At 46.2% G+C, this 26,487-nt stretch carries 23 protein-coding genes and 1 riboswitch; of the genes, 17 read left to right on the plus strand and 6 right to left on the minus strand.

The annotated features are described in order from the left end of the window. Nucleotides 1-131: 131 nt before the first annotated feature. From ACQW03_RS16510 to uvrC, 4 genes are all read left to right on the plus strand, one after another. Nucleotides 132-1,649 carry a helicase DnaB gene (locus ACQW03_RS16510; protein ID WP_441950655.1) on the plus strand — a complete coding sequence of 506 codons (1,518 nt, stop codon included), beginning with the start codon at nucleotides 132-134 and terminating at the stop codon, nucleotides 1,647-1,649. A gap of 245 nt (nucleotides 1,650-1,894) precedes the next feature. Next, nucleotides 1,895-2,842: a primosomal protein DnaI gene (gene dnaI, locus ACQW03_RS16515; protein WP_025724035.1), complete on the plus strand. Its 948-nt coding sequence runs from the start codon at nucleotides 1,895-1,897 to the stop codon at nucleotides 2,840-2,842. 124 nt (nucleotides 2,843-2,966) lie between these two features. Then, the gene (gene trxA, locus ACQW03_RS16520; RefSeq protein ID WP_010347861.1) at nucleotides 2,967-3,284 is read left to right on the plus strand and encodes a thioredoxin; all 318 of its coding nucleotides are present in this window, start codon (nucleotides 2,967-2,969) and stop codon (nucleotides 3,282-3,284) included. A gap of 160 nt (nucleotides 3,285-3,444) precedes the next feature. Beyond that, entirely contained in the window at nucleotides 3,445-5,529 is a 2,085-nt protein-coding gene (uvrC, locus tag ACQW03_RS16525; protein ID WP_220030151.1) for an excinuclease ABC subunit UvrC, read from the plus strand. Here uvrC and ACQW03_RS16530 read toward each other — a convergent pair. Further along, a complete protein-coding gene (locus ACQW03_RS16530; protein ID WP_076294219.1) occupies nucleotides 5,498-7,228 on the minus strand; it encodes a CPBP family intramembrane glutamic endopeptidase in 1,731 nt (576 codons plus the stop codon). The two genes, uvrC and ACQW03_RS16530, sit on opposite strands and share 32 nt — an antisense overlap. A gap of 261 nt (nucleotides 7,229-7,489) precedes the next feature. Next, nucleotides 7,490-7,642: riboswitch (cyclic di-AMP (ydaO/yuaA leader) on the plus strand. Between the two features lie 516 nt (nucleotides 7,643-8,158). Here ACQW03_RS16530 and ACQW03_RS16535 point away from each other — a divergent pair. Next, nucleotides 8,159-9,499: a TrkH family potassium uptake protein gene (locus ACQW03_RS16535; RefSeq protein ID WP_441950658.1), complete on the plus strand. Its 1,341-nt coding sequence runs from the start codon at nucleotides 8,159-8,161 to the stop codon at nucleotides 9,497-9,499. 165 nt (nucleotides 9,500-9,664) lie between these two features. Beyond that, complete coding sequence (locus ACQW03_RS16540) at nucleotides 9,665-10,342, plus strand: potassium channel family protein (protein WP_023990146.1); 678 nt, start codon at nucleotides 9,665-9,667, stop codon at nucleotides 10,340-10,342. A gap of 4 nt (nucleotides 10,343-10,346) precedes the next feature. On the opposite strand, the gene ACQW03_RS16545 is transcribed toward ACQW03_RS16540, so the two are convergent. Continuing rightward, nucleotides 10,347-11,252, minus strand: coding sequence for a LysR family transcriptional regulator (locus ACQW03_RS16545; protein WP_013311798.1), 906 nt, complete (start codon nucleotides 11,250-11,252; stop codon nucleotides 10,347-10,349). Between the two features lie 226 nt (nucleotides 11,253-11,478). On the opposite strand from ACQW03_RS16545, the gene ACQW03_RS16550 reads away from it, so the two are divergent. The 9 genes from ACQW03_RS16550 (at nucleotide 11,479) to ACQW03_RS16590 (ending at nucleotide 21,098) form a co-directional block, all read left to right on the plus strand. Further along, complete coding sequence (locus ACQW03_RS16550; RefSeq protein WP_023990144.1) at nucleotides 11,479-12,153, plus strand: succinate dehydrogenase cytochrome b558 subunit; 675 nt, start codon at nucleotides 11,479-11,481, stop codon at nucleotides 12,151-12,153. A 93-nt stretch (nucleotides 12,154-12,246) separates the two neighbouring features. After that, nucleotides 12,247-13,992, plus strand: a complete 1,746-nt coding sequence (gene sdhA, locus ACQW03_RS16555) for a succinate dehydrogenase flavoprotein subunit (protein WP_013311796.1) — start codon at nucleotides 12,247-12,249, stop codon at nucleotides 13,990-13,992. Nucleotides 13,993-14,011: 19 nt separating this feature from the next. After that, the gene (gene sdhB, locus ACQW03_RS16560; RefSeq protein WP_023990143.1) at nucleotides 14,012-14,779 is read left to right on the plus strand and encodes a succinate dehydrogenase iron-sulfur subunit; all 768 of its coding nucleotides are present in this window, start codon (nucleotides 14,012-14,014) and stop codon (nucleotides 14,777-14,779) included. A gap of 172 nt (nucleotides 14,780-14,951) precedes the next feature. Beyond that, on the plus strand, nucleotides 14,952-15,761 hold the full coding sequence (locus ACQW03_RS16565) for an aminoglycoside N(3)-acetyltransferase (protein ID WP_441952412.1): 810 nt from the start codon (nucleotides 14,952-14,954) through the stop codon (nucleotides 15,759-15,761). A 67-nt stretch (nucleotides 15,762-15,828) separates the two neighbouring features. Next, nucleotides 15,829-16,773 carry a metallophosphoesterase gene (locus ACQW03_RS16570; RefSeq protein ID WP_441950662.1) on the plus strand — a complete coding sequence of 315 codons (945 nt, stop codon included), beginning with the start codon at nucleotides 15,829-15,831 and terminating at the stop codon, nucleotides 16,771-16,773. Nucleotides 16,774-16,878: 105 nt separating this feature from the next. Then, entirely contained in the window at nucleotides 16,879-17,619 is a 741-nt protein-coding gene (locus tag ACQW03_RS16575; RefSeq protein WP_025724028.1) for a metallophosphoesterase family protein, read from the plus strand. Between the two features lie 51 nt (nucleotides 17,620-17,670). Further along, nucleotides 17,671-18,279, plus strand: coding sequence for a GNAT family N-acetyltransferase (locus ACQW03_RS16580; protein WP_071642787.1), 609 nt, complete (start codon nucleotides 17,671-17,673; stop codon nucleotides 18,277-18,279). A gap of 182 nt (nucleotides 18,280-18,461) precedes the next feature. Further along, nucleotides 18,462-19,466 carry an AraC family transcriptional regulator gene (locus ACQW03_RS16585; protein ID WP_071642785.1) on the plus strand — a complete coding sequence of 335 codons (1,005 nt, stop codon included), beginning with the start codon at nucleotides 18,462-18,464 and terminating at the stop codon, nucleotides 19,464-19,466. A 180-nt stretch (nucleotides 19,467-19,646) separates the two neighbouring features. Next, nucleotides 19,647-21,098 carry an MFS transporter gene (locus tag ACQW03_RS16590; protein WP_441950666.1) on the plus strand — a complete coding sequence of 484 codons (1,452 nt, stop codon included), beginning with the start codon at nucleotides 19,647-19,649 and terminating at the stop codon, nucleotides 21,096-21,098. 104 nt (nucleotides 21,099-21,202) lie between these two features. On the opposite strand, the gene ACQW03_RS16595 is transcribed toward ACQW03_RS16590, so the two are convergent. Continuing rightward, nucleotides 21,203-22,081, minus strand: a complete 879-nt coding sequence (locus tag ACQW03_RS16595) for an NAD-dependent epimerase/dehydratase family protein (protein WP_441950668.1) — start codon at nucleotides 22,079-22,081, stop codon at nucleotides 21,203-21,205. Between the two features lie 264 nt (nucleotides 22,082-22,345). Between ACQW03_RS16595 and ACQW03_RS16600 the strand changes: the two genes are divergently transcribed. Continuing rightward, nucleotides 22,346-22,870, plus strand: a complete 525-nt coding sequence (locus ACQW03_RS16600; RefSeq protein ID WP_289779918.1) for an alpha/beta fold hydrolase — start codon at nucleotides 22,346-22,348, stop codon at nucleotides 22,868-22,870. Nucleotides 22,871-22,915: 45 nt separating this feature from the next. Here ACQW03_RS16600 and ACQW03_RS16605 read toward each other — a convergent pair whose 3' ends face one another. The 3 genes from ACQW03_RS16605 to ACQW03_RS16615 all read right to left on the minus strand — a co-directional run bounded on the left by ACQW03_RS16605 (nucleotide 22,916) and on the right by ACQW03_RS16615 (nucleotide 25,583). Next, nucleotides 22,916-23,656 (minus strand): GTP pyrophosphokinase, encoded by a 741-nt coding sequence (locus ACQW03_RS16605; protein WP_104497952.1) that lies wholly within the window; start codon nucleotides 23,654-23,656, stop codon nucleotides 22,916-22,918. Between the two features lie 154 nt (nucleotides 23,657-23,810). Continuing rightward, on the minus strand, nucleotides 23,811-24,620 hold the full coding sequence (locus tag ACQW03_RS16610) for a histidinol-phosphatase (RefSeq protein WP_025724022.1): 810 nt from the start codon (nucleotides 24,618-24,620) through the stop codon (nucleotides 23,811-23,813). 60 nt (nucleotides 24,621-24,680) lie between these two features. Beyond that, a complete protein-coding gene (locus ACQW03_RS16615) occupies nucleotides 24,681-25,583 on the minus strand; it encodes a LysR family transcriptional regulator (protein ID WP_023990132.1) in 903 nt (300 codons plus the stop codon). Nucleotides 25,584-26,012: 429 nt separating this feature from the next. Between ACQW03_RS16615 and ACQW03_RS16620 the strand changes: the two genes are divergently transcribed. Continuing rightward, nucleotides 26,013-26,471: a chemotaxis protein CheX gene (locus tag ACQW03_RS16620; RefSeq protein WP_023990131.1), complete on the plus strand. Its 459-nt coding sequence runs from the start codon at nucleotides 26,013-26,015 to the stop codon at nucleotides 26,469-26,471. Nucleotides 26,472-26,487 lie beyond the last annotated feature (16 nt).

The following is a 26,487-nucleotide window of genomic DNA, read 5'->3' on the forward strand; positions in this document are numbered from 1 at the left end:
GAACTCAGACGAATACGGCTGCCAAAAAGGAGAACAATTGCCCTTATTTTGTTGGTCCCACGAGAAGGCAAGTATGATAGAATAGAAAAACATCTTGGAGACCGTTATGTCAGGAAAGGAAGAATGTTGGAATGCGGATGAAAAACCTGCTGCACTATACTGAGAACCACCGCTACTGCGTTTATCGGGAATTTGGCTTGAGCGCACTGGATGAATTGATGCTAGGAAGCGTCTATCAGCCGATGGTAGGCGCATTTGCGGTCAGTCTGTATCGACTGTTGTTCCAGCATGTGCCAGTCGGACAAATCGGTTATTCGCCGTTGGAACAGCAGCGTCGCCTTTTTCTGACACTGGGACTGGAGCCGAGTGAGAAGGGACGCAAGTATTTGATTGAACAGACCTCCAAGCTGGAGGCCGTCGGTCTGTTACAGACGTCCAGGCTGTATGCACCCGAAACGGACGACTATATGTATGAATATGAGATGCAGCCGCCGCTCGCACCTGCTGAATTTTTCAGAACACAGCATCTCACCCTTTTGTTGAGAGACAAGATCGGTAAGTTTGCAGTGCTCTCTCTGAGAGAATCGTTGTGGAGCAGGGAATCTAGCGAATGGTCGCAATCTTCCTATAATAAAGAGAATATTTCGATTCCTTTCTACGAGTTATTTGAATTGAATACCCATGTTATAGATTATGAACTGGAACAGGCGCTGTCCGAGGTGTCCACTAGCCGTCAGACTGGACCACTAGCGTCAGAATCGGAGGAAGCATTGAATTATGCAGATATTATTCTCCGTTTTCCGCGTGAATCTGCCAATCGCAAGCATGTCGAGCGTCTCCGGTTTGAACACGAGCAGTTAGGCATGGTCAATTACGTTGTTCGCAAATTTGACCTTTCTGTACAGGATATTAGTCGCTTGCTGGATGAGGATGGTATTTTTACCGAAGCAGGCGATTTGTTGCTTGACGAGCTTCAGCTTCGGGCTAGTCAGCACTCCAGACAGGATCGGAAGCGTCAGGAGGAACAGCAGGTACAGGCCGCCAAAGTGGTCGCCTTGCGCCAGAGGGAAACTTCCACATCTGAAGAGCCGCCTGCAGAACAGGCTGTGGAAATGGAATTTTATGTGGAGGTTCCACCACAATTCACAGCCAAGTGTGACATTCACCAATATAATATGATGTTGCGCAACGAGCCTTATCGCCGTTTGCTGCAAACCTTTTTCCCCGGCACGGTTCCCGGTAACCTGCTGGATATATTCGAGAAAATTGATATCAGCTATAAGCTGCCCGGTGAAGTCATCAATGTGCTGATCCATTATTTGATGTCACTGCTCGTATCTGGGAGCGATCAGCGGATTAACCGCAACTTTGTCGAGGCCGTTGCTTCCAACATGCTGCTTAAGCAGGTAAACACTTACGAAAAAGCCGTTCAATATATAAGGGATCAAGCCAAGGTAAAAGGAAAACAGTCCTCTGCTTCTCCTTCCGGCGGCCGATCCCGCGCATATACCAAAAATAACGGTCCAGCCAAGCCATCCATTCCAATCGTTCAGGATCACCCTTCTGAGGAGTCTGTATCTGAGGAAGAATTGGATGAACTGCTGCGTCTGGCCGAACGAATGCAATCCGGAAAACAGAAAAAAGTCTAGTGAATTTTAGGTTTTATAAAACTATTAAGCGAAGCCAATTCAAATAGATGTCGACTTTATGGCGGTCGGCAGCGGAGCGGGCAGAATTGTTCTGAAGAAGCGAAGCGTTTACCTTTATCCCCGGATTTCAACTTTTGAAAATTATCATTCAGAAATCCAGAGATAACAGCAATCGGAAGAACAATCTGCACGCGTAGCGTCGTCTCCCTCCATAACTCTGCACATTTTAGAAAGGAGGAGCGTTCTTGGAATCACTGGGCGATTTGCTACAGCAGATGCAGAACCCTTCGTTTCGCCAGCGCACTCGCAATGTAGCCGATCAAGTTCTAAATGATCCGCTCGTGCAGGAATTTTGTGCTGCGCATCCTGATGTGGACGAAACACAATTGCGACTCAACATGAGCATGCTCTTTCAGTATGCCCGGGATCGTCGAAATTGCGACAATTGTCCGGGGCTGGAACGGTGTCCTAACGATTTTCAGGGCCACTTTTGTAAGCTGGGCGTGGAATATCCGAATGGAACAGCTGAAATCGTGGACATTCGGACCCCATGTGCGAAGCTGGTTGCCTCCCAACATGAACAACGGGTGCGTCAGAGAATTAAAAGCTTTTATGTGGATGAACGCGCACTTCTGGAGGGATATAACGCTCTTGAAATTGCACGCAAAGATTCACAACGTATGCCTGCCGTCACACAGCTATTCCGTTACATTGAAGAAACGAAAAGTCAGGGTCTATCCAAAAAAGGACTGTATCTGGAAGGTACGTTTGGTACGGGTAAAACTTTTTTGATGGGCTATCTATTGCATGAGTTGGCTCTGTCAGGTCTGAACGGTGTGATCGTGTATATGCCTGATTTTGTGGAGGACTTAAAGTCCATGATTCAGGACGGGCAGAAGCTGAAGGAAACGACCGAAATGCTCAAAAATTGTGATCTGCTCGTATTTGACGATATTGGTGCCGAAAATTTAAGCCCGTGGGTACGGGACCATGTGATGGGCTCCATACTGAATTACCGAATGAATCGCAAACCTACCTTTTATACTTCCAATTACTCATTGCAGGGGCTGGAGAAGCATCTTAGCTTTACGAGCAAGGACGGAGAGGAAATGTACAAAGGACAACGCTTGATGGACCGGATTCGTCCTTTTGTAGATGTCATTACCGTAAAGGGAAAAAATCAGCGGGGGTAGCGTTTTTCCGTCTGCTATTTTGATATCTTACAATTAAAAGACTATTGTGATATAATTAAAAGGTGTCGAAACAGACATTACAGGTTATAATAATCTTGACTTTTCTATAAAGGAGGAACATACAATGGCAATTGTTAACGTGTCCGATCAATCCTTCAACGCAGAAGTCGAAGGCACAGGAACCGTTTTGGTTGATTTTTGGGCGCCATGGTGCGGTCCTTGCAAAATGATCGCTCCTATTCTGGAGGATTTGTCCACAGAAGTTGGCGACAGCGTCAAAATCGCGAAGGTGAACGTGGATGAAAATCCAGAGTCTGCTTCCCGTTTCGGCGTGATGAGTATTCCTACCCTGATCGTTTTCAAAGACGGACAGCCTGTTGATAAAGTGGTAGGTCTGAACTCCAAAGAAGCGCTGAAAAGCATGCTTACTAAACACCAATAATCATCGCATGTGACCCATGCTCCTGCGGGGGCTTGGTGGAGCGGCCATGAAAGGTCAATGCCTCCGGTTGTAAATACCGGGGGCGTTTTTGTGTATTATTCCTATATATTATAAGTAGTTAGTTGAGTAATCATTAAGAATGGAAGGAGGAACCGGGCGAATGAAACCTTATGCGGAGGACTTGCAGAATCAGGAGAAGGCGCTGGAGAACATACGGCACAAATTAGCGTTACTGCCGGATGCATCAGGCTGTTACCTGATGAAGAATAGCGAAGGCACCATTATTTATGTCGGCAAGGCCAAAGTGTTGAAAAACCGGGTCCGTTCCTATTTTACAGGTAGCCATAACGGCAAGACGCAGCGACTGGTTTCCGATATCCGTGATTTTGAATATATCGTTACAGGCAGTAATATGGAGGCGCTCATTTTGGAGTGCAACCTCATTAAAAAGTACCAGCCGCGCTATAACGTGCTATTGAAGGATGATAAAACCTTCCCGTATTTGAAAATTACGAACGAGGCACACCCTAAGCTGGAGGTGACCCGTCGCGTTCTGAAAGATAAAGCAAAATATTTTGGACCGTACCCCAATTCCTACGCGGCACATCAGACGAAGAAGCTGCTGGATCGTATGTATCCGTTACGCAAGTGTGGTGTGATGCCAAAAGAAGTGTGTCTGTATTATCACATGCATCAATGTTTGGGGCCTTGTGTGAAAGAGGTCGAGAAGGAAACGTATGACCAGATTGGTCAGGAGATTGGTTCCTTTTTGAGCGGGGGACATGAGGAAATTAAAAAGGATCTTCAGCGTAAAATGCAGGAGGCCGCAGAGGAATTATATTTTGAGCGGGCCAAGGAGCTGCGAGATCAGATTATCAGCATCGACGCGATGATGGAAAAGCAAAAAATCACCACATCGGATGCGAAAGATCGAGATGTATTCGGTTTTTCAGTAGATAAGGGCTGGATGTGTGTACAAATCCTATATGTCCGCAAAGGTAAAATGATCGAGCGCCATATGTCGACTTTTCCTTTCTACGGTGAGGCTTACAGTGATTTTATGTCCTATGTGACGCAATATTATAGTGACAACCCGGCAGTGCCGCAGGAAATATTGCTGCCGGATTCTCCTAAGCTGATGCAGGCGGAACAGGTCAATGTCGATCAACCGGTTGCGGCAGAAACTGCACTCCACAGTGCACCTACAGCCGATGCTACCGGACAGGCAGATGACAAAGCGATACAAACGGAGACAGAGCATTCTGCTGACTCACTGCTGGTGGCTGAAGAACGAGCAACTTATGCAGCAGCAACGAATCAAGACCAAGTTGGTGACCAAGACACTGGAGTAAAGGAAACAGAAACCCAACTATCCGGTGGACTGGAGGACCCAGCTACGGCGGCTCTCGCTCTGGCTGAATGGTTGGATGTAAAGGTACTTGTACCGCAGCGTGGACTGAAAAAGCAAATGACAGGCATGGCGACGGAAAATGCACGTGTTGCTTTGGATGAGAAATTTAAGCTAATCGAGCGGGATGAGGAACGGACATCCAAAGCTGCAAGCAATCTCGGACGTGCCATTGGGCTGGATAGCTTGCACCGGGTGGAGGCGTTTGATAACTCCAACATCCAGGGTTCCGATCCAGTCTCCGCCATGATCGTGTTTATTGATGGCAAGCCTGCCAAGAAGGAGTATAGAAAATATAAGATCCGTTCTGTGCAGGGACCAGATGATTATGAAACGATGCGTGAGGTTATTCGGCGTAGATATGAACGTGTGCTTAAGGAAAATCTGGAACGTCCCGACTTGATCGTTGTGGATGGTGGACGTGGACAAATTAAGGCGGCGACCGATGTACTGCAAAATGAGCTGGGTTTGTTCATTCCTGTGTGTGGTCTGGTGAAGGATGCCAAACATAGAACTTCCCAACTATTAGTGGGAGAGTCCTCTGAGGCCGTGACACTTGCACGCAATAGCGAAGAATTTTATCTGCTGCAACGGATTCAGGACGAGGTTCACCGTTTTGCCATCACGTTCCACCGCGAGCAACGCGGCAAATCTATGGTAACTTCCCGGCTGGACTCTATTCCAGGCATCGGCGAGAAACGGCGTAAGTTACTGCTTAAGCATTTTGGATCACTCAAAAAAATAAGAGAGGCCAGCGTCGAAGAATTCCGGCCTCTCTCTATTGGGGATAAGCTTGCGCGTCAGATTATAGCTGCCCTTCGGGAGGAGGAGTCGTAGAATACGGCTCCTCTTTTTTGATAGGTTCAAACATAATTCGATTTGGCTTTTTAGGACTAAACCAATAAATGATGTAACCCACAATGGCTGGAAGTAAGATCCAGAATAGACCAGCGCTCACATTCACAGTGTCTCCCAGACTCATCACACTAAGCCCCATTAGAATGCTGTCAAAAATAACGTGGCTGAACATGGCGGCAATAAAACCGTAACGCAGGAACACAAAACTGAACAGCAAACCAAGAAAAGTCAGCTCAATAGGTCTAGAAATCACCGGATAGATTGGATAAAGTGTATGTCCCAGTGCCCAAATCAGCGTGGTGATCAGACAAGCAACAAAAGTGTTTTTTACTATTTTTTTGACCATCGGAATACCAAACAGACGGTAGACAGTCTCTTCTCCAATACCTGCCATCCAGGCCATAATCGGCAGTAACCATGGATAAGCCATATTGTAAGGGGATTGCGTGGCATCGGTTGTGGAGAATGTATTAAATGTGCGCTCCAGTATAAAGAATAAGATGGATTGTACCCCGAGTAAAATAAAGGCCCACAAGTAGCCAACATACATACTGCGAAGCACATACAGCCCATAGCCCGGCTCTTTCGCACGCGGCCATGCATTCAGTCCAACCTGACGCATAAGTCCGTCACCGCCGACCAAGGAGAAGTAGAGCGCTACCGCCATGAAGAAGGTAACACCAATCTGGAACACCATAAGAAATATAAGCATGCCCTTACCGCCTGCTTCTGCTTGCAATAAAGGCAGCATGTTCATTGTCCCAGCTATACTAGCAATAAAGTATATAATTGACAGAACAATCCCACGTACAAATGAAGTATGTCGTCGGGTGAGTGACGCATACACAATGGCAAGTACGCCCAGCACAAAACTAAATAGGGCATAACCCGCATAGGTCATCCAATTCGCCCAAAATGTTTGCTTTTCGATATAATCGGTATAGGACGACGGGGCCGAAAAGCTTTGAGAGAAGGAGCGAACATCACCGTCTTCGAAAGTAAAAGCCAGTGTAAGTACCGAGGCGCCGATTTTTTTATCGTCTACGGTATACTTTAATCCGCCTTCTTTTTCAGTGGTGGCGAGCTTCAAGTCCGACGGCTTAAAGCCAAAGCGCTTGACCCATACTGCGGCCGCCTGCTCCTTCGCTTCAAGTGTCATGCCGTCCTCAGCTACACGTACAAGCCTGTTACGTGCTTGTTCATCCGTAGAAATATCAGCCTGTGTGTAATTGGTACTGGAGGTGATCCGTTTAAAGCTAACGACCTTCCCAGTGGATAAATCTACATGAATTTGTAGTTTGCTTTTCGCTGAGGATTCAGGCAGATCAACCCGAAAGGTTTCGTAAGGGTAATTTTTCTTCCATGTACGGTCGTACTGTTGAAGCAGTTTTTCTCTAGATAAATAACCGTACAAATCTGTTTCGGCCTGATAGGTCACGACAGGCTCCTCTGGCTGTGATTCAGTATAGCCCAACTCGGAGCGGGCAAAGTCCAATGCGTGTATGACCGCTTCTTGTTTGCTGATGACCTTTGCGTTCATTACTGATTCTGGACTCGGATTGCTAAGCGAGGGAATAAGCAATTGAAAGATAAAAAAGCAAATCAGGCCAATCCCGCCCAGCAAGCCTAATTTTTTGAAGTTGGCCGTGAGCACGACCGGTTTCCCGATAGGATTCATGAGTTTCCTCCTTAATCTGTAAATAAGAACATCCATTAAAGATATCATACTGCACAGGTTCCCGCCAACAGACCAGCGATATTCATGAAAATAGAGTGAAAGCACTTTAAAGTTCCAATAAAATAAGATAAGCTGCGATTAAACGATGCCCATTCGCAAAATAAAGCCAATTTCACGTTTTTTCGGCGAAATCGGTTTTGTGATCTGGATATAGAAGGATTATAATCTTGAGGCAATGCCTATGAAATACATAGGTAATGATATACAGTTGAGCCGAATTTCTATGGGAAAACGGGGGAACCATGTTACTGGGGTGAATTTTACAGCCGATCCTGGTGGATCGGAAGTGTAAATAGGGCATACTGTGCTGCCCGAATCCGTCAGCTAACCTCGTAGGCTGTGAGCAGGAACCAAGTCAGGCACTCGGTTTTCCGGTGTCTTTTTTTGTGTGTATAAAAGTGTATGGATTGGTTAGACCGCTGCGGGTGCAGATTATTCTTCCGATTGCTGTTATCCCCGAATTTTTTGATTGTATAACCACTTTAATGGTTAAAATCCGAAGATAAAGGCAAACGCTTCGCTTCTTCAGAACAATTCTGCCCCCTTCGCTGCTGCCCGCCAATAGCACAGGGGGCCGAGTAGTGCTTGACATGCATTCTTCTTTATCCAGGGAATGCTAAATTATAGTTACTTTGTCACCCTTACGATAAAACCGTGGTTTTAAGGCGGTGGGTAGCGAAGCGGTCCATTTGAATCTGTAGAAGCGGTAGCGTTCGCCTTTGCCTCTGAATTTTAACCTTGTCAAGGTAAAGAAAATCAAAAAATTCAGGGGCAACAGCGATCGGAAGATCAAATGGAACGCGTAGCGGGCTTACACCGTATTAAATCACTGTTTTTATAGTTTTAAGGAGTAGGAGAAGTGATGAATAGATGAATCCCAATGCAAGCTGGCTCCGTCTTTCTCCACCGCAGATATTCGTTGCGGGCTTTGCCATTATCATTCTAATAGGTAGTTTATTGTTAATGCTGCCGATCTCCAATACAACAGGAAAGCCACTTGCGTTTATAGACGCTTTGTTTACTGCCGCTTCCGCGACCTGTGTTACAGGGCTTGTCGTAAAGGATACGGGGACCTTTTTTACAACCTTTGGTCAAGTTGTTATCGCTGCGCTCATTCAGATCGGCGGTCTGGGCTTTATGACTATGGCTACCTTGATCGCGCTGGTGTTCAAACGTCGGATTTCCTTACGGGAGCGCCTCATTTTACAGGAAGCGATGAATCAGACCTCTGTCGAAGGAATTGTCGGATTGATTCGTAAGGTGCTGCTGTACTCGCTGGTCATTGAAGGCGTATGTGCTGCAATATTTGCGATTCGCTGGTCGTTTGATATGCCTGTAGGCAGGGCGATTTATTTTGGGATTTGGCATGCCATCTCCATGTTTAACAATGCTGGTTTTGACTTATTCGGGCACTTTCGCAGCCTGACAGGTTATGTATATGATCCGATTGTTAATTTTACAGCTATGTTCCTGATTATTTCAGGCGGCATTGGTTTTGTAGTGATGTCGGACCTGGCAGAATATCGCAAGCGCAAGAGACTGTCCTTGCATACTAAGGTGGTACTCAGCATGACGGGCGTTCTGATTGTAGTCGGCACGCTCGTGATTTTTGTATTTGAATTTACGAATCCAAAGACTCTTGGCTCGCTTGATTGGGGTGGCAAACTGCTGGGATCTTTATTCCAGTCCGTCACCCCTCGTACCGCAGGTGCCAATACACTGGACATTGCAGGCTTGCGGCAGGCTACGCAGTTTTTTATCATCATACTCATGTTTATCGGGGCTTCTCCTGGCTCTACTGGAGGCGGGATTAAGACCACAACATTCGCGCTGCTCATTGGAGCCGTGATTTCGATGCTACGGGGACGTGAAGATATTGTGCTGTTCAGGTACCGACTTGCGCAGGGACGAATTTACAAGGCTTTGACCATTACCCTGCTGGGGCTGCTGTTCGTGATCGGGGTGACCATGATTTTGTCGGCAACCGAAGATCATCATTTTTTGATGATCTTGTTCGAGACGGTGTCTGCGTTTGGTACGGTGGGGCTGTCGATAGGGCTTACACCTGATTTGACAGTCATAGGCAAACTGGTGATTACCCTGACGATGTTTGCAGGTAGACTGGGGCCACTCACGCTAGCTTATGCACTAGGGCCGAAAAAGGGTAAAGAATTATATCGTCATCCGGAAGGCAAAATGATTATAGGATGAATCCATTTCATAATACCCTCAGTAGCTTTGATAAAGAGTACATATAGATCAAAATGGTTTGATTTTGTCTATATGCACTAAATAATTCGTTGGTTTAATCATTTCAGGATTTTGCAAAATCCTCATTTATGAAATTGATTCAGATAAGGGAGTTTTCGAGTAGATATGAAAACGCAGCAGTTTGTAGTTATTGGCTTGGGGCGGTTTGGCTCAAGCCTGGCTTTGCAATTGGTGGATATGGGGTGCGAGGTGCTAGGCATCGACCGGAATGAGGATGTGGTGGACAGTATGAGTGAGATGTTGACACATACTGTCGTGGCCGACGCTACTGATGAAGACTCATTGCGATCACTGGGCATCCGTAATTTCGATTGCGGCATTGTTGCTATTGGTGATGACATTCAAGTAAGCATCCTGACCGCCATTTTGCTGAAGGAGCTGGGTGTGAAAAAAGTCGTAGCCAAAGCCATATCTGTGCTGCACGGGCGTGCGTTAGAGAAGCTCGGTGTGGACCGGATCATTTATCCGGAACGGGATATGGGTATCCGCGTAGCTCATCAGCTAGTCACGCCTAATTTGCTCGATTATTTGGAGTTGTCCAAAGAATACAGTATTGTGGAACTCAATGTACCTGCATGTCTGAATGGCAAAACGCTAGCAGAGCTAAATGCCCGTACTCGCTTTGGCTGTAGTGTCGTGGCGCTTCATACGGCGAACGGTATCCTGATCGCACCGACGGCTATGGATCGGCTAAAAGCAGACGATATTATGGTTATCATCGGCTCGAATGACAATATCGGTCGCTTTGAGGATGAGGTTGTTAATGTTAATGAAGAGGGTTAACCCTCTACACCATACGGTAGCCTGCAAACGACGCACGTGTCTCGCTAATCCAGCGTCGTGCTGTCGGACCGAGATCGGTCGTCTCCGAGTAAATGAGGGAGGTCGTTCGGCGTGTCTCCTTCAAATCGGGCAAGTACAATGCAGTCAGTCCATTATCCCGCAGCAGTTCGCTGCGCAAATAGGATTTGGGTAGCAAGGCAGAAGCCTTACAGGTTGGAAGCAGGCGTACAATCGCCTCAAAGGAGTCGATTTCCATTCGGATATCCGGCATGATGCCGCTGCGCTGGAACAAGTCATCCGTCAGACTGCGGTACCAGGTTCCTTTGGAGAATATAATCATCGGCAATCCTTGCAGATCTTTCATCGAGGCCGTTTCTGTCTTGACGGTTAATTCATGTCCAATGGGAACAACGAGCTCCAAATGATCATCAAATAGCGGAATGCAACGCAGCCCGGCTTCATGAATGGCAGACCCGACAATACCGGCGTCTGCTTTTTTATCACGTACAAAGGCGACGATTTCATGGGTTTTACCGGTGAGCAGCTTCAGCTCGGTTTGAGGATGCTTGCTCATGAAAGCTTCGACGAGGGTAGGCAGCGTCGTTTGGAGTGTCGTGAGGCTTGCGCCGAGTGTAAGCATACTCTGGGCTTCATTTTTGTGCTGGGACAGCTTTTGTAAAAAGCGAAGCTGTCGTTGCCGTTGCTCTAGCGCGAATGTATAAACAAATCGGCCAGTGGACGTAATTTCGAGCCGTTTGCCCCGACGATCAAAGAGATTCACACCCAGCTCTTCCTCCAGCTTGGCAATTTTGCGAGACAGGGCAGGTTGGGACAGATTCAGCAGTTTAGAGGCTTTATTCAGGCTGGACTGCTCGACAATGACGGCAAAAGCGTTCAAATCCTCAAACAAATCATCCACTTCCTCTCTATATGCAAAAAAGACATAATAATTAATACGTATATTGCAATTCCATTATAAGCCGAAAAGGAGTAACATGAAAGCGACACAAGATGTTCACACTTTTGTTTTTCCTTATAAGGGACACCTTGTTGGACATTTCCTGTCGGGAACTGTCATTTTATATGTTATATTACTATTGAAAACGCTATTATTGGGAGAAGGGAGCATGACCTAGATGAGAGGATTTTATTCCAGAAAGCTGCATTCGCTTCTTGGCGTCATTCCGTTGGCTCTATTTTTTGTTGAGCATTTGGTGACGAACTTCACAGCGGTGGAGGGCGGCAAGGAAGGATTTAATCGCAGCGTGGCCTTCCTGAATGGTTTGCCGCTGGTTATTGTGCTAGAAACGTTATTCATCTACTTGCCATTACTGTTCCACGGAATCTATGGCTTGTATATCGCTTATCAGGCTGACCCGAATGTCAAAAGGTTCGGATATTCACGTAACTGGCGCTTTCTGTTCCAGCGTATTTCTGGCGTCATTACATTTGTATTTATTATCTGGCACGTATACGACACACGCTTTCAGGTGGCTCTGGGTAAAGTAACTCATGAGGAGCTAGGCGGCGTTATGCATGGCATCGTGACGAACCCGGTTTATTTCATTTTGTATTTAATCAGTGTCGTTTCGGCATCCTTTCACTTTGCTAACGGACTGTGGGCATTTATGGTCAGTTGGGGGATTACTGTGGGACCACGTGCGCAAAAAGTATCTTCTTATATCTGTATGACCCTGTTCGTGGTGGTGTCTATCGGCTTCATCGCTTCCCTGCTTGCATTCCGCAGCGCGGAATTTCAGGAAACGGCAACTGCCTTGGTGCAATGCAGCGCTTTTAAACAGCTACTGTAAATGAGTCATATCCATTATACATCGTGTTGAGATTCTATTTTTAAACGTAAAAGGGGATTTGGTTAAAATCCTGAAAAAAAGGAGTGAGCAGAAATGGCAGCATCCAACATTATTGTCGTGGGCGGCGGTCTGGCAGGTCTAATGGCTACGATCAAGGCGGCAGAGGCGGGAGTTCACGTTCATTTATTTTCTTTGGTTCCGGTCAAAAGGTCCCACTCCGTTTGTGCTCAAGGCGGCATCAATGGTGCGGTAAATACCAAGGGTGAGGGAGACTCACCCTGGATTCACTTTGATGATTCGGTCTATGGCGGGGACTTTCTGGCCAACCAGCCTCCGGTAAAAGCGATGTGCGAAGCGGCTCCGGGGATCATTCATCTCATGGACCGCATGGGCGTCATGTTTAACCGGACACCGGAAGGACTGCTGGACTTCCGCCGCTTCGGTGGTACCCAGCATCATCGGACCGCCTTTGCTGGTGCGACGACAGGACAGCAGCTTCTGTACGCTCTCGATGAGCAGGTACGGCGCTGGGAATCTGCTGGTTTGGTGACCAAGTATGAAAACTGGGAGTTTTTACAGGCTGTACTGGATGATGAAGGCATCTGTCGAGGGATTTGCGGGCAGGATTTGCGTACGATGGAAGTGAAGACTTTTGCGGCGGATGCAGTTATTTTGGCGTCTGGTGGCCCCGGGATTATTTTCGGTAAAACCACGAATTCCGTCATTAATACGGGCACAGCTGCTGGTGCGGTGTATCAGCAAGGCGTACGCTATGCGAACGGTGAGTTTATCCAGATTCATCCGACGGCTATACCAGGGGATGACAAGCTGCGTCTCATGTCCGAGTCGGCACGGGGAGAGGGCGGTCGTATTTGGACGTATAAGGACGGTAAGCCATGGTATTTCCTCGAAGAAAAGTATCCAGCTTATGGAAATTTGGTTCCTCGCGATATTGCGACACGTGAAATATTCAGTGTATGCGTTGATGATGGACTGGGTATTAATGGCGAGAACATGGTCTACCTTGATCTGTCCCACAAGGACCCGAAAGAGCTGGATGTAAAGCTAGGCGGCATTATTGAAATCTATGAAAAATTCGTCGGTGACGATCCGCGCAAAATCCCGATGAAAATATTCCCGGCTGTTCATTATTCAATGGGCGGCATGTGGGTCGACTACAATCAGATGACGAATATACCGGGCTTGTTCGCGGCTGGTGAGTGTGAATTCCAATATCACGGAGCGAACCGTTTGGGTGCGAACTCGTTGCTGTCAGCCATTTACGGCGGGATGGTAGCTGGACCTAAGGCTGTGGAATATATCAAAGGCTTGAAAAAATCTGCACAGGATATAGCTACTTCCGTATTTGATGCGGCAGTTAATCAGCAGACGGAGAAGTATGAGCGTATTTTGCATATGGACGGAAAAGAAAATGCTTATGTTCTTCATAAAGAGCTTGGCGAGTGGATGACGAACAACATGACTGTGGTTCGTTATAATGACAAGCTGGAAGCTACGATCCACAAGATCAAGGAGCTGAAGGAGCGTTACTCTAACATTAACATCAATGACGCTTCGCGCTGGAACAATGCGGGTGCGGCGTTTACACGGCAACTGTGGAATATGATGGAGCTGGCCGAAGCGATGACCAAAGGTGCGCTACTGCGCAACGAAAGCCGCGGGGCCCATTACAAACCAGACTTCCCGGATCGCAACGATGAGGATTTCCTGAAAACGACGATTGCGGACTGGACACCGGAAGGGCCACAAATCTCGTATGAAGCGGTGGATGTTTCGCTGATCAAGCCGCGTATTCGGGATTATTCCAAGAACAAATAACGGAAGGGAGTGTATTTAGATGTCGGAGCAAGCAGTGAAGTCGAATAAAACAGTGAAGTTCGTTGTGACCCGTCAAGCTGATCCTAAAGCCAGTTCCTATACGGAAGAATTTGAATTGGCTTATCGTCCGGGGATGAATGTGATTAGCGCGCTGATGGAAATTCAGCGTAACCCGGTGGACAGTCATGGTAAAGAGACGGCTCCGGTGTGCTGGGAGTCGAATTGCCTAGAGGAAGTATGCGGAGCATGCTCCATGGTGATTAACGGCAAGCCGCGTCAGGCCTGTGCGGCGCTCGTCGATAAGCTGGAGCAACCGATTACGATTGCGCCGATGAGCACGTTCCCGGTAGTTCGGGATTTGGTCATCGACCGCAGCCGGATGTTTAATGCGCTCAAGAAGGTCAAAGCGTGGATTCCGATCGACGGTACCTACGATCTAGGCCCTGGTCCTAGAATGGCAGAGAAAAAGCGTCAGTGGGCGTATGAGCTGTCCAAGTGCATGACCTGCGGTGTCTGTCTGGAAGCTTGCCCGAACGTCAACGAGAAGACGACGTTCATCGGACCTGCGGCGATATCTCAGGTTCGCCTGTTCAACAGCCATCCGACAGGGGAAATGAATCAGGAAGAGCGGCTGGAGGCGTTGATGACGGACGACGGGCTGGAAGGGTGCGGGAACTCGCAAAACTGCGTACGTTCTTGCCCGAAAGGCATTCCGTTGACAACTTCTATTGCCGAAATGAACAAGGAAACGACCAAGCATATGTTCAAGCGCTGGCTGACTGTATAGCACTGGACAGCGTATAGGTTATGCCCAAACAGGCTTTTTCTCAAACTGGAGAAAGCCTGTTTTTTTGCGCTCAGGAATGATGGAGGGTAACATGGAGGAAGGAGCACGGGATAGCAGTTATGGTATAATTATGGTATTGTGTATCGTTTTTGGTGAAAAGGAGGCTGGACAGGTGACTGTACAACCGATAACGAATCGACCTGTCACTAGGTCGGATGTAATGAAGGGATTAAAGGATCTGGGAGTTCGGAGCGGCATGACATTGCTTGTTCACTCGTCGATGCGCAGCTTTGGACGCTTTGTTCCAGGCGGGGCCTCGGCCATTCTTGCCGCTCTAACCGAAGTGGTTGGCCCGGAAGGGACGCTGGTAATGCCGACACAGTCTCATGACTTGACTGATCCCTCGACTTGGATGAACCCGCCTCTGGATGAGTCATGGTGGGAACTGGTACGCGAGGAAATACCCGCTTATGATCCGGCTTGGACGCTGACCGGAGGGATGGGCGTCATTGTAGAAACGTTCCGCGGTCTGCCGGGAACCAAGCGTAGCGGACATCCGCATGTTTCTCTGGCGGCACGTGGACCTGCTGCTTCAGACTTGCTGGAAGCGCATGAGCTTGATTTTGGGCTGGGTGAGCATTCGCCCTTGGCAAAGCTGTATGAGGCAGATGCCTATGTACTGCTGTTGGGCTGCGGACATGACAGCAATACGTCCTTGCATTTGGCGGAATATCGAACAGCCTATAATGGACGAGAAGTGATCACGCATCAAGCTCCTATGATGGTGGATGGAGCAAAAGCGTGGGTATCTTTTCAGGATTTTAATATTACCTCAGATGACTTTGAGAAGCTGGGACTTGATTTTGAACGGGACTGTCCCTCAGCCTTTATGCGGGTGAACATCGGAGAGGCTTCATGTTTTTTCGCGAGGCAACGTGATTTGGTAGACTATGCGGAGCAGTGGTTGTCCAACTACCGCTAAAGCAGCTTCTGGACAGCAAGAATTTCTAAAAAGTGAGATCAAGGAATAGATTGCAGGGGGAATGCATATGGAGAAGACGCCGCACACCCGCCGCGAGAGTCAGGATGGCCCGCATCAGGGGGCCGCTATCCCTCCCGGTTCTTCGCGGCGTTCCATTTCAAATGAACCAGCCAATCCTTCGCGCCGCCATTTTTTGAAAAAAGCGGCTTTAGCCACAGCCGGAACCGCGCTTCTGGCTGGAGGATATGCTTCCTTATGGGAGCCTAATCATTTGGAAATTACACGCTTCAACTTGTCTCTCCCTCGTCTTCCGTCTGCTTTTGACGGAATCAGGGTCGTACATTTTAGTGATGTGCACTTGGGTTTTCACATGGATGAGCAGGATCTACGCGAGCTTGCGGACCGTATAGCAGGTCTGAAGCCAGATTTGCTCTGTTTTACAGGCGATATTGTGGATGACTATGCAGTATCCATGAAGGCTGCTGTTCCAGTTATGGCTTCTATGCACGCCACACTTGGCAAATTTGCTATTCTGGGCAATCATGATTATAGAGGTTTACCAGCCGGAGTACAGGAATTGTATCCGAAAACCGGGTTTACGTTGCTGAGAAACGAGCATGCGATTGTAGAGCTTGCGGGACAGCGTGTAGCCATGGTCGGTTTAGAGGATAACATCATGGGCAAGCCCAATCCGCAGCTTGCCATCCACGGACTACCTGATGAGATGTGCAAGCTCCTGCTGATGCATGAGCCGGACTATGCAGATGTGGCGGCGCAAATGTCCTTTGATCTTCAACTGTCAGGGCATACGCATGGAGGACAGGTACGCTTGCCGGTCATTGGAGCGCCGATGCCGCCTCCGGGTGGACGCAAGTACATCCAGGGATTATTTCATGTGGGGACGGAGAGAATGCCGCTGTATGTCAGCCGAGGCATTGGCATGACACATCTGCCGATTCGCGTGCTGTGCAGACCGGAGCTTAGTGTTATTACGTTAAAATCCGGCCAATAGGCCATGATCTTTTTTTCATCTTTATCATATATGTTGGAACTACATAAAGATGGCTTGAATGTAGTGTAGAGATGTAGTCGTTTCGGACAAAGGAGTGAGGTTCAGATGGATCGTATTGCTGTCATTTCAGATATTCATGGCAATTGGCCTGCCTGTGAGGCGGTGCTGGAGGATATTGCTTCCCGAGGCATTAGCCGTGTGTTTTGTTTGGGGGATCTGATCGGCAAAGGGCCTAGCCCGTGCGAGGTTCTGGATGCTGTCCGTCAACGTTGTGAAGTGGTCGTGCGGGGGAATTGGGATGAGCTGGTTAGTATTACGGATGATCTCAATTTTAGCTGGCAAGCTGAACGCTTGGGGGCAGAACGAGTGCAGTATTTGGCACAGTTACCGTTTCATTATGATTTCAGAATGAGCGGACGCCGTATCCGTCTGGTGCATGCCTCGCCGCAAAGTGTATATCACCGTGTGCAGCCATGGGATGAGCCGGAAAAACGGCTTGCCATGTTCGATCCATTAGCAGAAGAAAATGGAAAAGTTGCTTTTGCTCCGGATGTCGTGGGATATGGTGATGTGCACAATGCTTTTATCCAGCATTTTCAGGGAAAAACACTTTTTAACGTCGGTAGTGTCGGGAATCCGTTGGATGTTACGCAGGCTTCCTACTGCATTTTAGAGGGGGAGATGGGAGAGGAGCAGCCTACGTCCTTCTCCATTCATTTTGTACGTGTACCTTATGATATAGAACTGGCGGTAAAGCAAGCGGAGGAAGCTGCTGTACCTTCTTTGCCGTATTATATTCGAGAGCTGCGCACAGGAATTTACCGGGGGATTCAGGACCTGGATTAAGTATGGAAACATCCATTTCTAAAAGCCAATCCATCCGCAGGAGGGGACATTGTGCTGACCAGAGAAATGCTTCGTCTTGGGCTACCGGAGCTTTACGCCCGTCGAGTCCGATTGCGCCAGCTAAGAGCAGAGGATTATCCCGCGCTGGAACGGATCCTATCCGATCCATTGGTGATCCAATATGTGAATCGAATTCGCAAGCCAGTCTATACACGAATGCGGCGTCTGGTTGCGCAAATTAAAGTATCTGCTGATTCACTAGATTCCCTGCATTTTGCGGTGGAATGGCATCAGAGAAATGCAGGAGAGAGCAATTTACTTGGTGAGTCCAATGAGCTTACCTCCTCACCGTTGCTCGGTATCGTCTCTTTTCAGCAATGGAATGAAAGAACGGGTGAGGCGCAATTGGGCTATATTCTGGATCGTCCTTTTTGGGGACAGGGGCTGGCTACAGAAATGGTAGGAGAAATGCTGAATTTTGGTTTCGGATCTTTGAAGCTCAAGCGGATCGAAAGTCGTTGCCAAGAGGATAATCAGGCTTCCATGCGCGTGCTTATTAAAAATAAGATGCGCCTGCTGCGTACAATTGGTGCTTATGATCCCTCAGGCGAGGTACCGAGTGTATTGGTATTTTCGATGACCCAAGGGGATTATGCGTAGAAATGGCAGTGGAATATTTTGTTACAAAGATGAAATATAACTGCAAAACAACTCTAACACAGGACGGGTACAATACAGACATGACCCCCTTTTGAATAATATATGTTGCTGGGACCCGATGATTCGGGTCCTCTTTTTTTGTTATCCTATAGCTAGAACCGAACAGGAAAGAAGGGCTGGCATTGGCTTTAAATATATGGAGTGCAGACATTCATCATTTATTTGACCAATTCACTGAGCTTGTGGATGGTCATATTCATCATAAAAAATCGGAGCAACAACTCACGATTCCCCCGCATATGGGTAAGGGAAGTATGACTCGCACACGGATTCGTCCAGGTATGGAAATCGTGGTCACGGATCTCACCTTTGAACAGAATATGAAGCTTCATATTCAGGAGGCTTGTCCGCTCTTTGAACTCAGCTATTGCTTAAACGGTGAAATATACTGTGAATGGAACGGCAAAGAAAGTCATACCAATCGCTTGACCGGGAATGTTTTATATTTAGAGGATGAACTGGTTTATGAGGAAAAGAAGGCAGGTGTTCACCACCAAATGGTGGAAATAAGGTGTTCTCCCCAAGAGCTAATTTCTTACGCCGGAGATATTGCAGAAAAGCATAGCATAGAAACATGGTTACAGCGTTACAAAGGGAATATTGACGCCTACGCGGATACGCCCGCCATGCACAAGTGTGTTTATGACATGATACATTGTAACTACAATGGGACGATGAAACGGTTATACATGGAAAGTAAGGCAATGGAGTTTATTGCATTGTTTGGGGAGATGGATGGACATGTAACAAGGGGGATAAGCCATTTTATAAGTCGTGAAGATATTTCAAAGCTCCATAAGGCTCGTGAATTCGTCATTCTTCATTTTGAGCACCCCCTGTCGATTCAAGCGTTGGCCCGAAAGGTTGGGCTTAATGAATTCAAGCTAAAGAAAGGATTCCCCCATTTATTCGGAATGACTATTTTTGAAATGGTGCGTAAGCAAAGAATGGAAAAAGCTCTCTGGTACTTGGAAGTTGAACAATTAAACATTGGAGAGACGGCATTTTCAATCGGGTACAGCAACGCCAGTAATTTTACGACAACCTTTCGAAAGTATTATGGTTGTAATCCTAGCGAATATATCAAAAAAATACGTAATCCAGATACATTTACGAATAAATTTTAATGAAACAATCCTTCAAGCATGTCCATCATGTTTGGAGGATTTTTTATTGGTGCTCCTTCTATAGGCATAGAAAATACCTTTGCAGGTAGAGACCCCCTTACTTTATAGATGATAATGGTTATCAGTTGAGATGAGAAATGAAAAGATTAAAGATGCCCATTATAGGTTGGAGGAACTACAATGAAAGATCGTTTTGCCATAGCCATGACTAATCCTCAAGCAGTACAGCAGGTAGATTCGCGTCGCTGGTACGCATTAGCTCTTATTTTACTTCCTACTTTATTAATTTCACTGAACAACTATATGATGCAGGTTGCCCTTCCGATGATGCAGGCGGACCTGCATGCCAGTTTTTCAGAGGCACAGCTCATATTTACGGGATATTCTCTGGGATTGGCTGTGGCCTTGATATTGGGCGGCAAACTTGGAGATATGTATGGTAGAAGACGCATGTTATGTATCGGGGTGTTGGGATTTACATTGATGGCTCTGTTAGGGGGGATCGTATCGAAGCCTACGTTAATCATTATGATTCGTGTGCTTCAAGGGATATCAGCTGCCATGATTCAACCCCAGGTTCTATCTATCATGCAAAGCAGCTTTCTTCCCAAAGAGAAGGGACTGGTATTTGCAATTTACGGAGCTATCATTGGGGTTGGGTTTACACTTGGTTTAATACTGGGTGGATTTTTGGTAGACTGGAACCTTTTCGGCCTGGGCTGGCGCATCATTTTCTTTTTTAATGTCCCCTTTGGGCTGTTAGTGTTACTCTTTTGTCCTATTATTACGGAATCCTATGGCAGATCCGTGCCGAATATGGATTGGAGTGGGGCTTTTCTATTGCTTCTTGGTTTATTGCTGTTTGTCTATCCGTTGACAACCGGGCAAAAGCAGGGCTGGGCTTTATGGACATGGGGGTGTCTGCTGTTGTCCATTCTGGTTTTGGTTGCTTTTATAGTTACGCAGATGGGAAAAGAAAAGAGGGAAGGCTCGCCTTTTATTCGTCTATCTATATTTAGAAAGAGTTCATTCGGCGCAGGGATATTGACGGTAATTGTCATCTATCTTAGTATGTTTTCGTTCTTCTTTATTTTAAATTATTATGTACAATCCGGTTTGAAATACAATGTTCGATCCACAAGCATGGTCTTTTTACCGCTTGGTGTTGGCTTTTTTCTCACCTCATTATGGTCGTCCAGGCTAGTAAAGAAGTGGGGGAATAAGGTGTTGAAATCAGGTATGCTAATCATGGGGATTTGTAGCTTTCTGCTCATTGGATCGTTACATCTAGATGCAATCCATTTATGTCATATTCAAAATATCATGATACTAGGTGTATATGGTCTGGGTCTCGGGATGGCCACAACGCCACTGGCCCATGTCGTCCTTGGTGCTGTATCGGCTGAAGAGGCAGGAACGGGTTCAGGCTTGTTTACGACCTTTATGTACTTGGCTAATTCGTTGGGAGTCGCTTTGATCGGGTTCTTGTTCTCTTCCTTGCTCAATCACACGCTTTCAGAAGCTAATCTGTCAGATTATATCAGAGCATTCTCTATTTCTGTGGCAGTGAGTGGAGTTCTTGCCTTGGCTGGACTCATTTGCATTTCATTTTGTTACAAAGATGAAACATAACTGCAAAGTTACTTTAACATAGAGTGGGTACAACATAGATATGACCCCCTTTGAATTATATATATTGCTGGGACCCGAAGCTTCGGGTCCTCTTTTTTATGATTTTAGGAACGGTTCAGGCTGGTTATCAGCTCTAGAAGCCATTCATTTAGGGAGAGAAATGAGTACCCCTCTGACTGGGCTTTGGACGTATCCATGTACCACGATTGTGTAATACCAAATGGAGACATGTGCTCGTCTGCTGTTTTTTCTTTCACCACAGCTTGTTTTCCCGTTGCCTGCTCAATGATCGAAATGATCTCTCCAATTCTCACTGTACCGTCGGAACAAGCATTTACAGGACCTGTTAAATAAGTGTGACCGAGCCAAAGCAGAAAATCTGCGGCTTCATCGGAACGAATAAATGAGATTTGTGCTGTGGAATTAGGTACTCCGATTTCTGTTCCTTCACGAACATGTTCGATATGAAAATGAAGCCTTTTCGTATAATCATCTGTTCCCAATACAATCGGAAAACGAACAGCGACTACAGGGAATGTAGCTTGTTGCATAAAAACTGCTTCTGCCTGCCGTTTAGCCTCCTGATATGTAAAATCGTCTTTCCCGCCCTTGCGAACCGGGTAAGTTTGAGGATTAAAGATGTTCTCTGTCAGCACTTCCGGGCTCGAATCATAGACGGATAGGCTGGAGGTCACAATATACCTCCTGGCTTTAGCATCAAAAATCCGGCAGGCTTCGCTGGCTTCATCTGGAGAAAAGCAAATATTATCATAAACAATGTCCCACACTTGCTCACCTACCGCCTCTGCGAGCGCTTGCGGGTCGGTACGGTCTGCACAGATCCGCTGAACGCGGTCACCAAACGAATCGCTTGTTTGGCCTCGTGTGAGGATGGTAACGGAGTTCTCGGAACTCTCCAGCAGACGTTCCACTAGTCTCTTGCCAAAAAAGCGCGTTCCACCCAATACAAGTACCTTTTTCATACTTTAATCACTCCTTATAAGCTTGTTTTCATAGATCAGGATTTTGTAAAAATTCGATTCCAGTCGCTTATTGGTTTTTTGCAAAATCCTCAAATATTAAGGTAGACGAAATAATGACTGTAAAGGGTACAGAGCGAATGAAAAGAGCTTAACATACTTTGATGAAGTGTTCTTAGTGCGGAGCCATTTTGCAATCTATCATATACTTAGTTTATTTACATAGTTCATCTAACAGTTAAGTAAAAAAAAGGAGGATCATATGCCATACGTAGAGATTCAGGATTTAGAAATGTATTACGAAAAAATGGGTACAGCTGTGGAGGTAATGTGGCTTTATACTGCGCGGTGAAGCACCCTCAAATGTTCGCGACCGTTACGACCATAGGCTGTAGTGGAGTCGCATGTCCTGAGGGGGCAGATGAATTTGAACCGGAGTGGCTCATCAAAAACGAACGTTATGAAATGATTCATCAAATGGTGGAACGGCATGAGGAGGCACATCAGGGGAATTGGCAAGAATTTATGCGACAGAGTGCACAGGATTGGCGCCAATATCCGCAATTGACACGTAACGAGCTAAGCAGCATTACGTGCCCTGCATTATTTATCGCGGGTGAACATGATGATTTCGCCACCGAAGAGCAGCTTCTGGAATTATGCTCATGGGTACAAGACTCACGTTATCTAATTGCTCCGGGTTGTAGTCATCGACCGCACATGCTTAGAGAGAAGCCGATCTTAATCAATGATTCTATTCTTTCATTTTTGAACAAGCATGCAATCCGTTGATCATAAAATCAAATTATTCGCATAGCGGTGGAGCGCCGCCTAATCTTACTCTCCTAGAAGCTTCAAGAAATTGGCCGGCACCGTAATTTGCTGATTATTAATTATAATCTTCCGAAGCTCCTCTATGGAGTCCTCTTCACCTCTAGCGTCTTTAATTTCCTTGATCTCACGATGTAGACGCTCCATTTGGAGATCTAGCGCATTAGCGGAATCCGCTGCGTTCTTTAATTCACGTGTCAGACTTTCGGGAACGGACTGGTTGTACTTATAAAAGATTTTATGCTCCAGGCTGGCCCAGAAATCCATCGCAATGGTTCGAATTTGCACCTCTACGCAGACTAGCTCCTCACAATCCGACATGAATACAGGAACTTGAACCAGCAAATGCAGGCTCTGGTAACCGTTCGGCTTGGGATTCTTGATGTAATCCTTAATTTCCAGTACCTTCAAGTCACTTTGTCTCTGAAGCATGTTACTGACATCATAAATGTCAGAAATAAAAGAGCAAGTAATACGTAAGCCGGCGATATCCTTGATATGATCTTTGATAGCATCCAGCGATAACTCGCTATTTTTACGAATCATTTTATTCATGATGCTCTCAGGAGATTTAAGGCGTGATTTAGTATGCTCAATAGGGCTGTAATCGTGCAATGCTTGAAATTCCTGCTTTAATATTTCAATCTTGGTTTCCATTTCGTCGAGCGCAAATTTATAGATTAGCATAAATCGCGTGATATCATGTTTTAGCTTTTTGAACTTGTCCATAGGATCTTCCAAGTGCATATGTAATTCTCCTCACACATAGATGTCATAATCTTGCTAAGCGTTCGCCTTTGCAATGGAATTATCACCATATAAATACAATCCCCAACAATCCCATTGCAGCAACGTTCGTAAGATCAAATGATTTGCGGAGCGGCAATTCCCGCCTTAAATTTTAAAGCGCCACAGGAATTTTACGTTTTTCTTTAAAATAGACCCATTCCCGGAAGCCGATATCCTTCAGCATTGCCTTTACTTCTTCCCAATCATCGCCTACCCGCGAAGGCTTATGGGCATCCGAACCAAAAGTAACCTCTACACCAAAATGGTGCGCTCTTTCTAAAATAGAAGCAGACGGGTACCATCCGCCACTTAACTTGGTTTTACCCGAAGTGTTAATTTCAATCGCCACATTGGATTCCGCAATTACCTGCAAGGTTTCATCAATGGCTTCATCGGCAGGAATGTCTGAAAAGGCAGGGAAGTTCCCCTTCATTGCGTCAATATGACCCAAAATCTGAAACATGCCACTTCGCGCAGATTCCTGAATGAGCGTATAGTAGGCTTGTTTGACCTCGATTTTACGAGCGTCGCTTAATTTGTTCCAACGGTTACGGTTAAAAATGCTATCCCCTTCGACATTGTGAATCGACCCAATGAGGTAATCAAATGGATAAGGAGCCAGAGTGGAACGATATAATTCAGCAAAATCAGGAAAATAATCCGTTTCCAATCCGAGGAGCACGTCAATACGGCCTTCATATTCCTTTTTAAGCTGTTGTACCTCTTCTACGTATTCAGCAAGCTGTGACTTAGCCATATAAATTTTAGGAAAAGCCTGATCCTGTTCGCTGCCCAGGAAAGGGGAATGGTCCGAAATACCAATCGCTTGTAAGCCCGACTGAATGCCTGCTTCAATGTAATCTCGAATGTTTCCGTCTGCATGACCGCAGCGGAAATGATGGGTGTGCAGATCAAATTTCATAGTCTGTCTTCCTTTCGTAATCAGGGTTTATATTTCGTATGGTGTTCATAGCGAATTACGTTATTCAGAACTGGTGAAATTCGTCTCCGGCATCCCCTTCAGATCACTTAAAAATTGCTGCATGGCTGAGTTTAGATATCGGCCGGATTTATAAATCACTCCTACCGGATGACTAACTTCCAGCTCGGGAATATGGATCATTTTTAATGTGCCTGCACGCAGTTCAGAAGTGACCGATAGTCTGGAAATAATGGCAGCACCGAGATTAATTTCGACCATCCGTTTGACTTCCTCGCTGCTGGACAACTCGATCACGACATGAGGTACGATTTGGTGCTTTTTAAATACATCATCCACGAATTTTCGTCCCACCGTATCGGGAGAGAGCAGAATCAGCGGAATTTCCCGAAGGGCTTCAATGGTAGCATGTGGTTGTGAGGCCAGTGGATGAGTAGGAGACACGACTAGCTCAAAGGAATCGTAGTACAGAACCGAAGTGCTTAAGTTGGGATTACGTTCAATCAGATAACCGATGCCAACATCAATAAGTCCGTTCTCCACCTGCTGATAAATCATTGAGGAAGCCATGGATTGAATGGAGGTTTTGATGAGAGGGAACTGATCCTGAAAGTAGGAAAGCACGCGCGGTAAAATTTGAATAGCGATGGATGTTGTGGTGCCCAGCGCAATGTGACCCTGCGGTGTTTCGTTTAGATCGTATAATTTTTGTCTTAATTCCTCAACAACCTCTAATATGCGCTCGGCGTGTTCCAAAAAAACAGCTCCCCGGTCGGTCAGGGTGACAGGCTGGTTGCGGTCAATCAGAATGGTTTTGAACTCATCCTCTAGACTTTTAATTTGGGCGGACACCGCCGGCTGCGTCAAATTGAGAAGTTCTCCGGCTTTGCGGAAGCTCATCGTTTTGGAAATCATGATAAGTGTTTCAAGTTGACTGATGTTCATGAAGTTCCTCCTCTCTTTTCTTAATCTTATCGCAGCTGTATAGAATGAATATTTTTAGCCAATCCATAGGTTCATATGTAAAACCGTCGTTATGCTTTATTTCATTAAATTATAGGTTATTCGAGCAGGAAGGGCAATGAATCGAAGCAGAGCACCTTAAAGTGTGGTATATTGGGAAATAAAGACTAAAGTCCTGATATCCTTCAAAAATAATCAATCTAAAACCGGTAAGAAGTAAAGATATAGGACATTATTCACATTTTTTGTGATTTAGCTATAAAAAATTACCGGGTAGCTGTCGATAAGTGATATAGAGAGCATTTTATTGAGGATCGATTCGTTTTACAGTAGTATTTAATTAAAAAATTCTAATTTAAATGGGACTTTTGTTGTATGTCTAAAAGCCCATCGTAAAGGGGCGCTTTGATCGTGAAGGCAGAAGTGATAAATCCTTTTTTGGAGTCGGCGCGACGGGTCATTGAACAATTGATCCAAGTATCTCCTTCACCCGGAAATCTTGGTGTGAAAAATGTCGAGCTGGTGGACGACCACATCTGGATTATGATCGGGATGACCGGACAGCTTAGCGGAAATATTGTGTTCGGCCTGAATGAACAGGTGGCGCTACGTATGGTATCAGCGATGATGGGCGGATTTGTGTTGACTGAAATTGATGAGATGGGAAAAAGCGCAATTTCAGAATTGGGCAATATGATTAGTGGTAATGCCAGTACGATTTTGTCCAATCAGGGAATTGTCGTGGATATTACGCCTCCGCAGGTCATGAAATCAGAAAACTTGACCACTTTTGTGCCTCAGCGTGCCCTTTATATTCCGCTCACGGTGGAAGGAATCGGTGAGCTGGATATTCAGGTGATGATCTCTTAATATTAAAGGAGCAAGT

The organism is Paenibacillus sp. DRB1-1 (assembly GCF_052119485.1).
Classification (GTDB): domain Bacteria; phylum Bacillota; class Bacilli; order Paenibacillales; family Paenibacillaceae; genus Paenibacillus; species Paenibacillus polymyxa_B.